A 16,480-nucleotide genomic window follows, 5' to 3' on the forward strand; every position below is an offset into this window, starting at 1 on the left:
TTGGTTCAACGGAAGCGGGGCGATTTGGGGTCGCAGTACCCGACGCCTCCGTTTCCCTCATCCTGAGGAGCCGTTGAAAACGGCGTCTCGAAGGGCGAGGGAAATGCACGGCGCCTGCCCTCGTCCTTCGACAGGCTCAGGATGAGGGGGAGGCGTAGCGCCCGTCAGACCGAACGGTCGCTTTCGCAGCAGTGAAACCATCGGAAATCCCATGCCGCGCCTGTCAAAAGGCGCGGCATTTGTTTGCGCTTGCAGTATGTGCAAATTCTGATATGCATGTTTGTGCCGGTTTATGCATGTTTATGCTTGTTGGGAGAATTAAGTGGCGACGGAGCTTTTGCTTCACGAAAGACAGGCGCGTATTCAGGACCTGTTGCAGCAGTCGGGTCGCGTGCTGGCGACGGAGTTGGCTGAGAGCTTTGGCGTGTCGGAAGACACGATACGCCGCGATCTGCGTGATATGGCGGCTGCCGGTCTCTGCAAGCGTGTTTACGGCGGCGCTCTGAAAGCTGCACCGTCATCGCTGTCGCTGGCCGAGCGCGACGGGGAACGCACGGCGGCCAAGGCGGCGCTGGCGGGTGTGCTGCTTGGTCTGATTGAGCCGGGCATGACGGTGTTTCTGGACGCGTCCTCGGTCAACACGGCATTGTCGCGGCTTCTGGTGGAACGCGGCGAGGCGCTCACAGTTGTTACCAATACGCCGTCGATTGCGGCTATTTTGCTTCAGTCGTCGAAAATAGAGGTGATCACGATCGGCGGGCCGATTGATCGCCGTGTCAGTGCGGCGGTGGGCGCGCGGGCCTTGCGCGATGCGGAAACAGTGCGTCCTGATCTGTGCGTGCTGGGTGCCTGCGGCGTTGCGGCGGAAATCGGCGTTACGGCTCTTTTTCTGGACGATGCCGAGTTCAAGCGCACCATTGCCAGCCGCAGCCGGTCTGTCGTACTGGCAATCACCAATGACAAGCTTGGCACTGTTGCAGCGCATGATGTCGTCTCGCTGGATGATATTGGTGTCATGGCTGTTGAACAGGATGCCGATGAGAAATTGCTCGCGCCTTTTGTGGCGGCGGGCGTGAATATATTACGCGCGGCAACAGGCCGTGGCTGAGGGACATATGGAACAGGTTTCCGGACGGGAAGATACCGCGCCGTCGCGCGCGCCGATGATCACCAAAGAGCGTGTCGCTGTCGCGCTGCTCTTTCTGGCTAACGGCTATATTTTTGGCGGCTGGGCTCCGAAAATTCCAGAATTCGCCGCACGCCTTGGGCTGGATAGCGCAGGCATGGGGCTGATGATCCTCGTCTTCGGCGTCGGCTCGCTGGCCATGATGCCGGTGGCAGGCGCCTTGTCGGCGCAGCGCGGTTCCGGCGCGGTGGTGCGTATTTTCGCACTGGCCTTTATTCCGGCGCTACTGATCATCGCTCTGGTGCCCAATGTGGTCACAGCGGTCATCGTGATGTTTTATTTCGGTGGCACCATGGCTGCGATGGATGTGGCGATGAATGCCAATGCGGTCGCCGTGGAAAAATCCATGCGCCGCGCCATCATGTCGTCCTGTCATGCATTCTGGAGCCTCGGCGGGCTTATCGGCGCAGCGACAGGCGGCTTTCTCATCACGCAGTTCGGCTCGACTGTTCATGCGCTGGTCGCGACCATCGCTGCAGCGATAATGATTGCTGTCGCGTGGCCATCGATCATTGCCGACAAGTTCCACCATCCAAGCGGCGAAAAGCAGAAGCTCACCCTGCCGCGCAATCCGCTGCCCTGGCTGGTGGGTGTGATGGCCCTGTTCTCGATGGTGCCGGAAGGCGCGATCATCGACTGGAGCGCTTATCACATGCGCCAGGATCTGGGCGCGTCGGTCACGCTCGCGGGTTTCGGCTTTGCGGCCTTCTCCTTTTCCATGGCGGTGATGCGCTTTGCGGGCGATCTGGTGCGCGACCGTTTCGGTGCGGTGCGGACGCTGCGCGCCTGCACGACAATTGCTATTATCGGCATGCTGATCGTCGGCTTTTCCACCGATCCCTATGTGTCGCTGGTCGGTTTCGCCATCTGCGGCATCGGCATTTCCAACATGGTGCCGATAGCCTTTTCGATGGCCGGCAACATGCCGGGCGTGAATCCGAGCGTCGGCCTGTCGATTGCCACCACGCTTGGCTATTCCGGCATGCTGGTGGCCCCGTCGCTGATCGGCTTTGTTGCCAAACATAGCGGTTTCGGCGTGGTGTTTATCGCGCTGCCAGTCCTGCTTCTTGTTGTGCTGGCCTTTTCCAGCCTCGCCCGCTACGCCGACCAGAAGCATTAGTCTCTATTTTTACGCATTATCCAGCGCAAAACCGCTTCGCACTTTTGCTGGAAATGCTTTTTATTCCGCGGTCCAGCCGCCTTCGACCGGCAGGGCCGCGCCATTGATCTGCGCAGCGGCATCGGTGGCGAGAAAGGCGGCAAGCGCGCCGATCTGCGCGGTGGTGACGAATTCCTTCGTCGGCTGTTTATCGAGCATCACTTCGCGGATCACCGTTTCACGATCCATGTTGTGCGCTTTCATCTGATCGGGAATCTGCGCCTCCACAAGCGGCGTCAGCACATAGCCGGGACAGATGGAATTGGCGGTGATCTTCGCGGTCGCCAGTTCCAGCGCCAGTGTCTTGGTAAAGCCGACAATGCCATGCTTGGCCGCAACATAGGCCGACTTGAACGGCGAGGCGACCAGCCCGTGGGCGGATGCAATATTGATGATGCGTCCCCAGCCGCTCGCGCGCATATGCGGAATGGCGGCGGCGGATGTATGGAAGGCGGAGGTCAGGTTGATCGCGATGATGCGGTCCCACTGCTCGGTCGGGAATTCTTCCACCGGGGCGACATGCTGGATGCCCGCATTGTTGACCAGAATATCGGCGCTGCCGAAAGCCTTGACGCTATCGGCGATCAGCTTGCGGCAGTCGTCGCCCTTCGACATATCGGCTGCGATATAGACCACGCTTGCGCCATGTTCCTCGCCCAGCATGCGGGCAAGCGCATGATCTTCGTCGCGGTCGGTGAAGGAATTGATCACAACGTTGTGTCCCGCAGCCGCCAATGCGTGGGCGATGCCAAGGCCGATCCCTGAATTGGAGCCGGTGACAATAGCGGTTTTGCGGGCAGTTGCGTCGGTCATGGTCTGGCATCCTCGTTTATGATGGCGCGCATAATGAGAGGGCGACAATGCGTCGGCAAGTGATTATATAGATCGAAATCCTCATAAGTGCAGACCCAGTTAAGAACAGAGCAAAATGTCTTCCGAGACCGTCAGCTATTTCTCGCATCCTTTCCCTCGTCGCCAATCGGTGGGCGTCAGTGTCGGCGGCGTTGTCGTCGGCGGCAGCGCGCCGGTTGTCGTGCAGTCGATGACCAATACGGATACGGCGGATGTGGACGCCACCGTCGCGCAGGTCGCAGCCTTGCATCGCGCGGGTTCCGAGATCGTGCGCATTACGGTGGATCGTGACGAATCTGCTGCCGCCGTGCCGAAAATCCGCGAAAGGCTGGAGCGTCTCGGCCATAATGTCCCGCTGGTCGGCGATTTCCATTATATCGGCCACAAGCTGCTTGCCGATCATCCGGCCTGTGCGGAAGCGCTGGCGAAATATCGCATCAATCCGGGCAATGTCGGTTTCAAGGACAAGAAGGACAAGCAGTTCGCCGATATCGTCGAAATGGCGATCCGCTACGACAAGCCGGTGCGTATCGGCGTCAACTGGGGTTCGCTTGATCAGGAATTGCTGACCACCTTGATGGATCGCAATCAGGATGCGGGCGCGCCGTTGAGCGCACAGGAAGTCATGCGCGAGGCCATCGTGCAGTCGGCGCTGATTTCCGCCAATCTGGCCGAAGAGATCGGTCTCAGTCGCGACAAGATCATTCTGTCGGCCAAGGTCAGTCAGGTGCAGGACCTGATCGCCGTCTATACGATGCTGGCGCAGCGTTCCAATCATGCGCTGCATTTGGGGCTCACCGAGGCTGGCATGGGCACCAAGGGCATCGTCGCCTCGTCGGCTGCCATGGGCATCCTGTTGCAGCAGGGCATCGGCGACACGATCCGTATTTCGCTGACGCCGGAACCCGGCGGCGACCGCACCCGCGAAGTGCAGGTGTCGCAGGAGCTTCTGCAGACCATGGGCTTCCGCCAGTTCATCCCGATTGTCGCAGCCTGTCCCGGTTGCGGACGCACGACATCGACAGTGTTTCAGGAACTGGCGCAGACCATTCAGGACGATATCCGCCGCAACATGCCGGTCTGGCGTGAAAAATATCCAGGCGTGGAAGCGCTATCGGTCGCGGTGATGGGCTGTATCGTCAACGGCCCGGGCGAGATCGAAACATGCCGATATCGGTATTTCTCTTCCCGGCACGGGCGAAACGCCGTCCGCGCCGGTGTTTGTCGATGGCAAGAAGGTCACCACTTTGCGCGGCCCTGCCATTGCCGAAGAGTTCCAGAAGATGGTTGCCGATTATATCGAGAACCGTTTCGGCCTTGGGCAGAAGATGGCTGCCGGACAGAATTAACACTACAGTTGCATTCTTCGTGATGCCGGTCTGCAACGCGCAATTTCCTGCGCTCCGGTGCTCACGTACATTGAAGTACGCTCCGCTCCGGTGCTCAAAAATCACTCGTTTCGCGACGGCCTGACGAATTTGCAACTGTAGTGCTAAGCCGAGCAGGTTACTGCGCGCGTCGCAGCTTCTGGTGTTGTTTTTAGTGTTGCCGCCCAGAAGACGAGCGTGGCAAGGCTGATGCCTGCGCCAAGCAGGCACACGCCATTCCAGCCCGCACGGGCATAGACCCAGGTTGAAACCGCTGAGCCACTCGCACTGCCGATGGAATAGAAAACCATATAGGCAGCGGTCAGCCGGTTCTGCGCATCCGGGCGCACGCGATAGATCATGGCCTGATTGGTCACATGGACCGCCTGCAGGCCGAAATCGATGATCAGCACACCCGCGACCAGCCACAGCAAAGACTGTCCGAGCAGGGCGATGGGCGCCCACGCCACCAGCATCAATGTGAGTGCTACGCCGGTCATGCGCTGTGCATGGCCGCGATCCGCAGCACTCCCGGCCCGTGAGGCGGCCAGCGCTCCGGCGGCGCCCGCAAGGCCAAAGAGGCCGATCTCCGCATGGCTCAATTCAAAGGGCGGTGCACTCAGCGGCATTACCAGCGGTGCGAGCAGGGTGGTGATATCGGCAAAGATCAGCATGGCGATGATAGCGCGGATGCGCAGCACGGGCTCCTCTTTGAAAAGGGTTGCGAGCGAGAGGATCAGCGCCGGATAGGAAACGCTTGCGGCTTGTCGGGTCTGGCGCGGCAGGCTGCACCAGAGCATGAGGCCGATCAGCAAGGTAATCACCGCTGAACTGAGATAGACGCTGCGCCAGCCGCCAAGGTCGGTTAGCGCGCCTGCAACCGCGCGGGCGAGCAAGATGCCAAGCACGATACCGCTGGTCACAATCCCCACGACATGGCCGCGCCGCGCCGGTTCGGCAAGGCTTGCGGCATAGGCGACGAGGGCCTGTGTCACCACGGCAAGAAGGCCGGTCGCTGCCATCGCGAGAAAGAGCAAGGATGGTTGTCCGGCAATGCCTACGGCGGCAAGTGTCAGCGAGGACAGGAGAAAATGCGCGACGATCAGTTTGCGCCGGTCGAAGAGATCGCCGAGCGGCACCAGAAAGATCAGGCCCAGCCCGTAGCCGATCTGGCTGGCACCGACGATCAGTCCTGCCGTGGAGCGGTCTAGCCCTATATCGTCCGCCATCACATCCAGAAGCGGATGCGCAAAATAGACATTGGCAACGGCAAGACCGCTCGCAATGGCAAATAGAAGAAGCGTTGGGGTGGATAGCGATGGGCGCGCGTCACTGTTCGCGGCAGTTTGCGCTGCCGCGTCGGGAGAGATCTGCATGATGAGCTCCAGCAATTTTGGTTTTATTATGAAACCATTTTGCTTGTAGCGAAATAAGTTTTATATTGCAACCAAATTGAATGGATGGAGTGAGATGGTTCGCAAGAAGAGCCTGAAGGGCGACTATTGCCCCAGTGCGCGGGCGCTGGATGTGATCGGCGACTGGTGGTCGCTGCTGATCGTGCGCGAGGCCTTTGACGATGTGACGCGCTTCAGTGCCTTTCAGAAGAATCTGGGCATTGCGCGCAATATTCTGGCCGAGCGTCTGCGCAAGCTGACGGGCGAGGGCATTCTGGAAAGCGTGCCTGATCCCAATGGCGGCGCGCATCAGGAATATCGGTTGACTGCGAAAGGGCGCGATCTTCTGCCAGTGGTCGTCGCGTTACGGCAATGGGGCGAGAAGCATCTGTTTACGCCGGAGGAGCCGCATTCACGGCTGGTGGACAGCGTGTCCGGTCACGACATCGCAAAGCTCGACGTGCGCGCACAGGATGGACGCGTACTTTCCGTCGATGATGTCGTTCTGATCAAGGTTCGAGAGGACGATCTCTGAGTATCAGCTCTGGCGTTCGGCGATGAAGCGCGCGGCCTGCTTGAGAATGTCGGCATCCTTGCCGAACGGCGCGAGCAGGCTTTCCGCCTGGGCGACGAGGCCGGACAATTGCTTGCGCGTCCAGTCGATGCCATGCAACGCCACAAGCGTGGCCTTGCCAGCAGCCGCATCCTTGCCCGTTGCCTTGCCCATTGCAGCGGCGTCTGCCGTCACGTCCAGAAGGTCGTCGGCAAGCTGGAAGGCGAGACCAATGGCCGAACCGAATTCCGCCATGCGTTCGCGATCTTCGCAGGAGGCGTCGGCGATGATGGCTCCTGCTTCGCAGGCAAAGCGGATCAGCGCGCCGGTCTTCATCGCCTGAAGCGTGATGATACCGGCTTCGTCTGGCTTTTTTGTCTCGGCCATCAGATCGAGGGCCTGCCCGCCCGCCATTCCGCCAAGGCCGGAAGCGCGGGCAAGGGCGGAAACCAGTTTTACGCGCACGGAGGAATCGAGATCGGTCTCGTCAGCGGCAATAATGTCGAAGGCGTAGGTGAGGAGGCTGTCGCCCGCGAGAATCGCAGCCGCTTCATCAAACGCCTTATGCACTGTCGGCTGGCCGCGGCGCAGATCATCGTCGTCCATGGCCGGAAGATCATCGTGGACAAGCGAATAGCAGTGGATGCATTCCAGTGCAGCCGCGACCCGCAAGACGGCATCGCCGCTCTTGCCGAACAAGGCCGCACTTTCCACAACGAGGAACGGACGCAGTCTTTTGCCGCCATTCAGCACACCGTGACGCATGGCCGCGATCAGCCGTTCCGGTCGGGCGATCTCGCCGGTGCGCAGGCGCTCGTCAAGAAGCCCGATCAGCGTCGTCTCTACTTCGTGGGCGCGACGGTTGAGGGCATCGGTGAATTCGACAGTCACATTTTCCATGATGATCGGCATGGACGAAAGCGCTAATTTGGTCAACTGGGCATATCGATCAGCACAGGCTTTTTCATCAGACGGTCATCAAACGTTGTGTTTCCAGCTTGTTTCCAACGCAGGATTATGGAATCGGGTTCTATATTATTAAAGAATGGTTTATGTCGCTGGGGGAGTACATCAGGCGGTGGACGTGGCCAAAATCATCATCAAGAGCAAAAACGGGCGCAATTACCTGGCTGATCCCGTGTGGGGGCGCCGGATTGTTCTCGCCTTCCGCTTTCTGGTGGTGCTGGCGGTGTTGCCCCTGTTTCTCCTGCTTGTCTATTCGGTTCCCTTCGTGCGCCCGGTCTCGATGCTGATGGTGAAGGACTATGTCCTGTTGCAGGATGTGGACCGGCGATGGGTGAGCATCGACGATATTTCCCCGCATTTGATCAATTCGGTCATGATGGCGGAAGACGGTCAGTTTTGCAGCCATGGCGGCGTGGACTGGCATCAACTGAGCATCGTGCTGGATGATGAGGGCGGCCCAAGCCGGGGTGCTTCCACCATCACCATGCAGACGGTGAAGAACCTCTTCCTGTGGAATGGACGCTCCTTCATTCGCAAGGGGCTGGAATTTCCGCTGGCGCTGGCCGCCGATGCAATCCTGTCGAAGCGGCGCATCATGGAGATTTACCTGAATATCGCCGAATGGGGACCGGGCATTTATGGCATCGAAGCCGCCGCCCAGCATTATTTCAAGCGACCGGCGGCAAAGCTCAATGCGCAGCAGGCAGCCCTTCTCGCGGTGACGCTGCCCAATCCGGCGCTGCGCAATCCGGCCAAGCCGACCCGCAACATGCAGCGCCTCGCACGGGTCGTTGCCGGTCGCGCGGTGCGCTCCGGCCCCTATGTGACCTGCGTACAATAAATGCCGGTCATGAAAAAAAGATCAGACTCCGGCTGGTCAAAGCCCGCAAGAGCGTGTATAGGCACCTGACTTTCCGGAATTTTGTCCGCTGTGACAGGCTCCACCGGGGCCGTGCCGGACGTTTATTGACCGATCAGTGGAGCTGGATCCATGGCAGTACCTAAAAGAAAAACGTCTCCGTCGAAGCGCGGCATGCGCCGTTCGGCTGACGCTCTGAAGGCCCCGACCTATGTCGAGGACAAGAACTCGGGCGAACTTCGTCGTCCGCATCATATCGATCTGAAGAGCGGTATGTATCGCGGCCGTCAGGTCCTCGAAGCTAAGGAATAGGTCTGACGCTGCGGTTACCGCGGCTAGCAGACAGGTTTCAAAAACGCCGTTTCCGGGAAACCGGGAGCGGCGTTTTCTTTTTATGATTTTTTTTGAAAAATTGTTGAGGTTCGTAATATAGTTAATATTTACTTTTACCTTTTTGATAAAAAAACAAAATTAAGCCGCATTTACGGTCAATATTATCAATTGTATGTTGTTTATTTAATAAATTTATCGGTTATGAAAATGGAAGAATATTTCAAATCTGCAATTTTAAACTCTGGAATTTCATTCAGCTGCGTCGTTTCACTGTTCGATGTAATCGACAATGCGAGCTATAATGAATTTCATTCAACGAATATGTCAGATACACCCAGTTTGAATGGGCATTTGGACGAAGATGGCGCCACGGCCATTACGCATTTCGCGCTCAATAATCTGGGATAACTGATGCGATGTGAAGGCCGCGAGTATTTCGCGGCCTTTCTCATTTTGTGCTCAGCCTGCATCCGCAGCAAAGCCTGCCTTTTCTATACCCGCGATCGCGACAGCTTCGTCATTGTCGGACGTATCTCCTGAAACACCGACAGCGCCGATAATTTCTCCATCGCTATTCTTGATGATGACACCGCCCGGCACAGGCACGATTCTGCCGCCGGAGACGCCCGAAAGACCTTCCAGAAAATGCGGGCGGTCCTTGGCCTGATTGTGCAGCCAGCGCGAACCACTTCCGACCGCCAGAGCGCCGAAAGCCTTACCGGATGCGATTTCGAAGCGCAGGATCGACGTGCCGTCCTGACGCTGAAACGCCTTGAGATTGCCGCCAGCATCGAAAACCGAGACCGCCAGCGGCTTGAGCTTCAGTTCGGCGGCCTTGGCAAAGGCCGTCGCGATGATGGAATTGGCCTGATCGAGCGTGAGTTGGACCATGGGGAACTCTCCTGTTTCAATGCAGCTAGTTTAGCGCCTGTCGGATGATCCGCATCCGCTAAAGTACCTCCTTTTCGGAGAAACAGCTTTTCGCTTTGCTGAAGGTTTGATGTAGTCCTTGCCAAGGCGCGCTTTTTGGTTTTTCTCTGTCGCAACAGTTTGTCACGGAGGAATAGCATGACTGCCGCAACCGATCCGAAAGCTATCGTTATCGCCAGCGCCGCGCGTACGGCGGTGGGCTCCTTCAACGGTGCTTTCGCCACTGTTCCCGCCCATGAGCTGGGCGCAACGGTCATCAAGGCGGCTCTCGAACGGGCGGGCGTTGCTGCTGACGATGTCGATGAAGTCATTCTCGGACAGGTGTTGACGGCAGGCGAGGGGCAGAACCCGGCGCGTCAGGCTGCTATGGCGGCTGGCTGCCCGAAAGAAGCAACGGGCTTTGCGATCAACCAGCTTTGCGGCTCGGGCCTGCGCGCCGTTGCGCTCGGCATGCAGCAGATTCAGTCGGGCGATGCGAAAGTTATCGTCGCTGGCGGTCAGGAATCGATGTCCATGGCGCCGCATTGCGCGCATCTGCGCGGCGGCGTGAAGATGGGCGATTTCAAAATGATCGACACCATGATCAAGGACGGACTGACCGATGCGTTTCATGGCTATCACATGGGGATCACCGCAGAAAACATTGCGCGCCAGTGGCAACTGACCCGCGCCGATCAGGATGAATTCGCGCTCGCGTCCCAACAGAAGGCGGAAGCGGCGCAGAAGGCCGGAAAGTTCGAGGATGAAATCGTCCCGTTCACCGTCAAGACGCGCAAGGGCGATGTTGTCGTTTCATCCGACGAATATATTCGTCCGGGCGCGACCCTCGAAGCGCTGACCAAGCTGAAGCCAGCTTTCGACAAGGAAGGCACGGTGACGGCGGGCAATGCATCTGGCCTCAATGACGGCGCTGCGGCAGTCGTGCTGATGGAAGCCGAGGAGGCAAGCAAGCGTGGCGTCAAGCCGCTGGCGCGCATCGTTTCCTGGGCAACGGCTGGCGTCGATCCTTCGATCATGGGTACGGGTCCGATCCCAGCCACGCGCAAGGCGCTGGAAAAGGCTGGCTGGACGGTGGCCGATCTGGAACTGGTGGAAGCCAATGAAGCTTTCGCCGCGCAATCCTGCGCCGTGGTTCGTGATCTGGGTCTCAACCCGGAAATCGTCAACGTGAATGGCGGCGCAATTGCTATCGGTCATCCAATTGGCGCTTCCGGCGCGCGGGTGCTGACCACGCTGCTTTATGAAATGAAACGCCGCGATGCCAAGCGCGGTCTCGCGACACTCTGCATCGGTGGTGGCATGGGCGTTGCCATGTGTGTCGAGCGCGACTGATCAACTTACCGATCAGGCTTTATCTTAGGGGCAGGCTGTGGGTTTCCGCAGCCTGCCTTTTTATGTCCGCAAACACAGGTTTGATAGCGAATGAGGGATAGGGCTGTTTTGGATTACCCGCTCAAAGGTTAACGCCAAACGCCTTCTCTGTTCGTTTTAGGGTGTATCGTTGCGTCAGCTGATGTTTCAATATGGTGCGGTTTGGCAAAAGCCTACCAGATGTGGTGAGAACAAAGAGGGAAAATTGATCGATCACCGATTCGTCGCCGATTCGTTCCGGCTTTGGCCTGAAGGTTAATGAAAACGGCTTTGGCGGCTTGATTTTCGATAACCAACTATTAGGAATTGTTAAGTTTTCTTTAAGCTGCTCAAACTGTCATCGCTCACTCTTGACGCGCTTTGGTCAAAAGTTAACGGCGATGGTGTTTTGTTCTGTTTATGTCAGGACGTTGCGCATGGGAGACTCAGCATATGGTGCCTATCGACAATCCGGTTACCATATGTTGCCGTGAACAAAAGGCGAAGGAATCAGAGTCAGCGATTCGTAGCCGATTCGTTCCAGAGTCGTTCTATTCGTTAAATTGGACCCTTTGTTAAAATCGGGCGTTTGGTAAAACTGTCAGGCTGCCTCTGTAAAAACTCGGGCGGCTTAAACTTAACAGGAGCGCTTTCGGCCAAGGTCGTATAGTGCTATCGCAACACACGACAATCGGCACCCCAGTTGCATGTTGGGGTGCTTGTACCGGGAATCAATTATTGGCATGAACCAACGCCCTGCCCATGATTTGCCGCTGAGCTTGAGCGGTCGCGACGTGACTGCGGTGCTGGGGCCGACCAATACAGGCAAAACCCATCTCGCCATCGAGCGCATGCTGTCGCACGGCAGCGGCATGATTGGCCTGCCGCTGCGCCTTCTGGCGCGTGAGGTCTATAATCGTGTCGTGGAGCGGGTGGGCGTCGCCAATGTCGCGCTGGTCACGGGCGAGGAAAAGATCGTCCCGCCCACTGCGCGTTATTCCGTCTGCACCGTCGAAGCCATGCCGCGCCGCACCGATGTGGCATTCGTCGCCATCGACGAGGTGCAACTCGCGGGCGATCTGGAACGCGGGCATATTTTCACAGATCGCATTTTGCATCTGCGCGGACGGCAGGAAACACTCCTGCTCGGTGCCGCCACCATGCGCGCCATTCTGGAAAAGCTCCTGCGCGGCATCAATGTGGTGACGCGTCCGCGCCTGTCGCATCTGGCCTATGCCGGTTCCAAAAAGATCACGCGCTTGCCGAACCGTTCGGCCATCGTCGCTTTTTCCGCCGACGAGGTTTACGCCATTGCCGAGCTGATCCGTCGCCAGCGCGGCGGGGCTGCGGTGGTCATGGGGGCTTTGTCGCCGCGCACACGCAATGCGCAGGTCGAGCTTTATCAGTCCGGCGATGTGGACTTTCTGGTCGCGACCGATGCCATCGGCATGGGGCTCAATCTCGATGTCGATCATGTGGCCTTCGCGCAGAACCGCAAATTCGACGGCTATCAGTTCCGTGATCTGACGCCAGCCGAAGTGGGGCAGATTGCCGGTCGTGCCGGTCGTCATCTTCGCGATGGCACATTTGGCGTGACGGGGCAGGTGCAGCCCTTCGACGACGAGATGGTCGAACGGGTGGAAGCGCATAATTTCGATCCGGTGAAAGTGCTGCAATGGCGCACGGAGCGTTTCGACTTTTCGTCGATTGAAGCCTTGCGCCGATCACTGGAAACACCGGCACCAGTCGAGGGGCTGGCCAAGGCTTTGCCGGCTGTCGACCAGCAGGCGCTTGAAAATCTGTCGAAAGACGGAGAGATTGTGCGCCTCGCGACAACACCGGCGCGGATTGAACTTTTGTGGGATGCCTGTGCACTCCCGGATTATCGTAAGATCGCACCGGCACAACATGCCGATATCATTGCGTCTATCTATCAGGATCTAGTGCGCCGAGGGAGCGTCGATGAAGATTATATGAGCGAACAGGTGCGCCGCGCCGACAGTACAGAGGGGGAAATCGACACTCTGTCGCACCGCGTGGCGCAAATTCGAACCTGGACTTTTGTGTCGCACAGGCCCGGATGGCTTGCCGATCCGACACACTGGCAGGAAAAGACGCGCGAAATAGAGGACAGATTGTCCGACGCGCTTCATGAAAGGTTGACGAAACGCTTTGTAGACCGCAGGACAAGCGTGCTTATGAGGCGCCTGAGAGAGAATGCCATGCTTGAAGCAGAAATCAGCCCGGCCGGAGACGTGAGTGTCGAAGGCCACAATGTTGGGCAACTGGAAGGATTCCGTTTCACCGCCGACGTCCAGGCCGAGGGGCCAGACGCGAAGGCGGTGAAGACGGCTGCGCAAAAGGCGCTGGCCGCCGAGTTCGATCGCCGTGCGGAGCGCTTTGCGGCTGCTCCCAACGGAGACTTCGCACTTGGTTCGGACGGTGTGTTGCGCTGGGTCGGTGCAACCGTTGCAACTTTGGTCGCCGGTGACGACATTATGAAGCCGCGCACGGTGATCCTTGCCGACGAACAGCTCACCGGTCCGGCACGGGACAAGGTTGCTGCGCGCATCGATCGTTTCGTGGCTCACCACATCGAAACCGTTCTGAAGCCTCTGACCGATCTGGCCGGCGCCGATGCGCTGACCGGCATGACGCGCGGTCTCGCTTTCCAGATCGTTGAGAATCTCGGCATTCTCCAGCGCCGTGAGGTGGTGGAGGAAGTGCGCGGTCTCGATCAGGATTCGCGTGCGGCACTGCGTCGCCTCGGCGTGCGCTTCGGCGCCTATCACGTGTTCATGCCCATGCTGCTGAAGCCGGCTCCCGCCGGTCTCATCACGCTGCTCTGGGCCTTGAAGAACGATGGCCGCGAGCGTGCCGGTTACGGCGATGTGGTCAATGTTCTGGCCGCTGGTCGTACCTCAGTTGTGGTCGATCCGGCTTTCGATCCGATGTTCTATCGTCTGGCAGGCTATCGTGTGCTGGGCCGTCGTGCGGTTCGCATCGATATTCTGGAGCGTCTTGCCGATCTCATCCGTCCGGCTCTGGCCTGGCGTCCGGGTTCGGGTACGCGTCCGGATGGCGCTTATGACGGCGGACGTTTCATCGTCACGCCTGCCATGATGTCGATCCTCGGTGCGACCACCGAAGACATGGAAGAAATCCTGAAAAGCCTGGGCTATCGCCATGAGGCGATGGAAGCTGGCGATGTTGCCGCCAAGCTTGCGGAACTGGATGCGTTCGCTGCCGAAGCTGCCGCCAAGGATGCAGGCGCTGCCGTTTCTGCTGTTGCAGCGGAAGCGGAAAAGCCTGCCGTGCCTGCGGCGGAACCGGTGCCTGCGCCGGTTGTCGCTGTTGAAGTGAAGGCCGAAGAGACCGCACCTGTGGCGGAAGCGCCTGCTGCTGAAGCCGCTGCACCTGCCGGTGACGCGGTTGCGGAAGAGCCGAAGCCGGTTCTCCTGTGGCGTCAGGGCCGTTTCGAAGGTCGTAGCCGCAATCAGGACCAGAACAACCGTCAGCGTCATGGTGGCCAGCACAATCGCGGCCAGCAAAACGAGGCGCGCAAGTCCGAAGGCGGCGACGAGCAAAATGCGCGTGGCGGCAAGCGTTTCGACAAGAACAAGCGCCACAACCATGACGGCGAAGGTCAGGGCAAGCGCGAAGGCTTCAAGGGCAAGCCGCGTGACGGTGGCGGTCGTGATCGCCAGCCGAAGCGCGATCACGCTGCCCCCCATGGCGCGTCTAATGGCAACAAGCGTTTCGAACAGGAACGTCCGGCACGGATCGATCCCGACTCGCCGTTTGCCAAGCTGCTGGCTCTCAAGGAGCAGATGAAGAAGTAAGATGACCGGCGAACACAGCGGAAGACAGCGTATCGACAAGTGGCTGTTTTTCGCGCGCGTGGTCAAATCAAGATCGCTGGCGGCGAAACTCGCCGTCGGCGGCAAGGTCCGGGTCAACCGGGATAAGATCGAGCAGGCCGCTCATCAGGTGAAAATCGGCGATGTGCTGACCATCACGCTTGATCGCCGCATCCTCGTTTACAAAGTGCTTCTGCCCGGCGAGCGGCGTGGTCCTGCTCCGGAAGCCCAGCTTCTCTATGAAGATTTGTCGCCAGCGCCAGCCTCTTCGTCCGAGATGACGGCGGCTGCCCTGCCGCAGCGCGAAAGCGGCGCGGGACGCCCCACCAAGAAAGAACGCCGCGATACGGACCGTCTGCGCGGGATTTGATCTGGACGCGTTGCCGCAGCGTTGAAGACAGCTGCGATGGAAATTGCGCCGTAAAGTGTTTTGACGAAAGTGTTTTCTACGCTTAGGGATTGAGACGAAAAGCCGTTTCTGCTGTGTGGCCTATGCTTACAATGCGGCGATTGCACCCTTGTCAGAGAGAGATAAAATCGCTACCTCACGCTGTGTCACGAAGAACATGGCGATGAAAAGGGTCGGATGATCCGGGATTGCTCCATGGGTCGTGATGTCGTGGCGAGATATTCCGTGACGCAGCCATTCCCATGGACCTGTCGAAATATCGGCGCAAATAAACAGGATAGACAAGCCTCCACTCGGGAAGAGGGGCGGTAACAGGAGTTCGACGATGACTTATGTCGTGACCGATAATTGCATTCGCTGCAAATATACGGACTGCGTCGAGGTCTGTCCGGTCGATTGCTTCTATGAAGGCGAGAACATGCTCGTCATCAATCCTGATGAATGCATCGACTGCGGCGTGTGCGAGCCTGAATGCCCTGCCGAAGCGATCAGCCCGGATACTGAGCCTGGCCTCGACAAGTGGCTGGAGCTGAATACGGAATATGCGGCGAAGTGGCCCAATATCACCGTCAAGAAAGATGCCATGCCGGAAGCCAAGGAAATGGACGGCGTCACGGGCAAGCTCGAAAACCATTTCTCCCCGGAGCCCGGCAGCGGCGACTAGGCCCAAAGGCCCGTCTATCGTCTTGTCATCGCATGTAGATTAGCTTTGCCTTTCACTTGCTTTTTCTACACGAAGGCGGCAAAAGACGAATAAAATCACGGGAAAGCACCGGCAAAACAGGTGTATTGAGTTGCCAGACGAGACATATCTGGCAATTTGTTGATTCTTTCGCGAAATTGTGTTAGCCTGCACCAATAATTTCGGTGACTGGACGTCAATTCGTGGCGCAAAAGCGTTTTTTCTCAGAAAGGCTGATGTTTTTTACCGGGCTAAAATTGGCACCGGGGTGGATGATTGCGATCAAACGCAAGGTCCTGAAAAGTTGTTGGCTTCTCAGGGCGGTTTTATGCGCCGCAACACCATTCCGTTCCTGCTCCTTTTCTTGCCCGTTAGAGAAAATCTGCCGTTAGAGGCGTTTCCGGTTCATCGCATGTTGCAGTCAGATGAAAAGCATCTGACGCCGCATAAATGCGCCTAACAGCGGCTCAGAGTGCCGATCTGCTTATGAGATCGACTTGCTCTGGCGCCGACAACAGCTTCCGCGCTTCTCAGAAGTGCGGTCGGGTATCATGTGTCAACCGGCGGGTCGCGCCGGGCA

At 58.3% G+C, this 16,480-nt stretch carries 15 protein-coding genes and 1 pseudogene; 11 read left to right on the plus strand and 5 right to left on the minus strand.

Features of this window, described 5'->3' with window-relative positions; genetic code table 11:
* The first annotated feature begins 322 nt into the window (after positions 1-322).
* Entirely contained in the window at positions 323-1,108 is a 786-nt protein-coding gene (locus QLQ11_RS10280) for a DeoR/GlpR family DNA-binding transcription regulator (protein WP_109369802.1), read from the plus strand.
* Positions 1,109-1,115: 7 nt separating this feature from the next.
* A complete protein-coding gene (locus tag QLQ11_RS10285; protein ID WP_109369801.1) occupies positions 1,116-2,306 on the plus strand; it encodes an MFS transporter in 1,191 nt (396 codons plus the stop codon).
* 60 nt (positions 2,307-2,366) lie between these two features.
* On the opposite strand, the gene QLQ11_RS10290 is transcribed toward QLQ11_RS10285, so the two are convergent.
* The gene (locus tag QLQ11_RS10290) at positions 2,367-3,158 is read right to left on the minus strand and encodes a 3-hydroxybutyrate dehydrogenase (RefSeq protein WP_109369800.1); all 792 of its coding nucleotides are present in this window, start codon (positions 3,156-3,158) and stop codon (positions 2,367-2,369) included.
* 115 nt (positions 3,159-3,273) lie between these two features.
* Between QLQ11_RS10290 and ispG the strand changes: the two are divergent.
* Positions 3,274-4,546, plus strand: a pseudogene (ispG, locus tag QLQ11_RS10295) (flavodoxin-dependent (E)-4-hydroxy-3-methylbut-2-enyl-diphosphate synthase).
* A gap of 143 nt (positions 4,547-4,689) precedes the next feature.
* Here ispG and QLQ11_RS10300 read toward each other — a convergent pair.
* Entirely contained in the window at positions 4,690-5,940 is a 1,251-nt protein-coding gene (locus tag QLQ11_RS10300) for an MFS transporter (protein ID WP_109370317.1), read from the minus strand.
* A gap of 94 nt (positions 5,941-6,034) precedes the next feature.
* Here QLQ11_RS10300 and QLQ11_RS10305 point away from each other — a divergent pair, with 94 nt between their 5' ends.
* On the plus strand, positions 6,035-6,493 hold the full coding sequence (locus QLQ11_RS10305; RefSeq protein ID WP_121538609.1) for a helix-turn-helix domain-containing protein: 459 nt from the start codon (positions 6,035-6,037) through the stop codon (positions 6,491-6,493).
* Between the two features lie 3 nt (positions 6,494-6,496).
* Here the strand turns inward: QLQ11_RS10305 and QLQ11_RS10310 are convergent, their stop codons facing one another.
* The gene (locus QLQ11_RS10310) at positions 6,497-7,411 is read right to left on the minus strand and encodes a polyprenyl synthetase family protein (protein ID WP_109370316.1); all 915 of its coding nucleotides are present in this window, start codon (positions 7,409-7,411) and stop codon (positions 6,497-6,499) included.
* A 184-nt stretch (positions 7,412-7,595) separates the two neighbouring features.
* Here QLQ11_RS10310 and mtgA point away from each other — a divergent pair, with 184 nt between their 5' ends.
* Positions 7,596-8,318: a monofunctional biosynthetic peptidoglycan transglycosylase gene (mtgA, locus tag QLQ11_RS10315; RefSeq protein WP_171318714.1), complete on the plus strand. Its 723-nt coding sequence runs from the start codon at positions 7,596-7,598 to the stop codon at positions 8,316-8,318.
* A gap of 150 nt (positions 8,319-8,468) precedes the next feature.
* On the plus strand, positions 8,469-8,648 hold the full coding sequence (gene rpmF / locus QLQ11_RS10320; RefSeq protein WP_006467787.1) for a 50S ribosomal protein L32: 180 nt from the start codon (positions 8,469-8,471) through the stop codon (positions 8,646-8,648).
* A gap of 480 nt (positions 8,649-9,128) precedes the next feature.
* On the opposite strand, the gene QLQ11_RS10325 is transcribed toward rpmF, so the two are convergent.
* Positions 9,129-9,560, minus strand: a complete 432-nt coding sequence (locus QLQ11_RS10325) for a heme-binding protein (protein ID WP_109369795.1) — start codon at positions 9,558-9,560, stop codon at positions 9,129-9,131.
* Between the two features lie 177 nt (positions 9,561-9,737).
* Here QLQ11_RS10325 and QLQ11_RS10330 point away from each other — a divergent pair, with 177 nt between their 5' ends.
* The 3 genes from QLQ11_RS10330 to QLQ11_RS10340 all read left to right on the plus strand — a co-directional run bounded on the left by QLQ11_RS10330 (position 9,738) and on the right by QLQ11_RS10340 (position 15,179).
* Positions 9,738-10,931 (plus strand): acetyl-CoA C-acetyltransferase, encoded by a 1,194-nt coding sequence (locus QLQ11_RS10330; protein ID WP_109369794.1) that lies wholly within the window; start codon positions 9,738-9,740, stop codon positions 10,929-10,931.
* Between the two features lie 761 nt (positions 10,932-11,692).
* A complete protein-coding gene (locus QLQ11_RS10335; RefSeq protein WP_124915890.1) occupies positions 11,693-14,791 on the plus strand; it encodes a helicase-related protein in 3,099 nt (1,032 codons plus the stop codon).
* Position 14,792: 1 nt separating this feature from the next.
* A complete protein-coding gene (locus QLQ11_RS10340) occupies positions 14,793-15,179 on the plus strand; it encodes an RNA-binding S4 domain-containing protein (RefSeq protein WP_109369792.1) in 387 nt (128 codons plus the stop codon).
* A gap of 126 nt (positions 15,180-15,305) precedes the next feature.
* Here the strand turns inward: QLQ11_RS10340 and QLQ11_RS10345 are convergent, their stop codons facing one another.
* Positions 15,306-15,503: a hypothetical protein gene (locus tag QLQ11_RS10345; RefSeq protein WP_124915889.1), complete on the minus strand. Its 198-nt coding sequence runs from the start codon at positions 15,501-15,503 to the stop codon at positions 15,306-15,308.
* 40 nt (positions 15,504-15,543) lie between these two features.
* Between QLQ11_RS10345 and fdxA the strand changes: the two genes are divergently transcribed.
* Together fdxA and QLQ11_RS10355 are read left to right on the plus strand one after the other, a co-directional pair.
* Entirely contained in the window at positions 15,544-15,882 is a 339-nt protein-coding gene (gene fdxA / locus QLQ11_RS10350; RefSeq protein WP_109369791.1) for a ferredoxin FdxA, read from the plus strand.
* A 178-nt stretch (positions 15,883-16,060) separates the two neighbouring features.
* Positions 16,061-16,360: a hypothetical protein gene (locus QLQ11_RS10355; protein WP_371835872.1), complete on the plus strand. Its 300-nt coding sequence runs from the start codon at positions 16,061-16,063 to the stop codon at positions 16,358-16,360.
* Positions 16,361-16,480: the final 120 nt, after the last annotated feature.

Source organism: Ochrobactrum sp. SSR (genome assembly GCF_030067775.1).
Classification (GTDB): domain Bacteria; phylum Pseudomonadota; class Alphaproteobacteria; order Rhizobiales; family Rhizobiaceae; genus Brucella; species Brucella teleogrylli.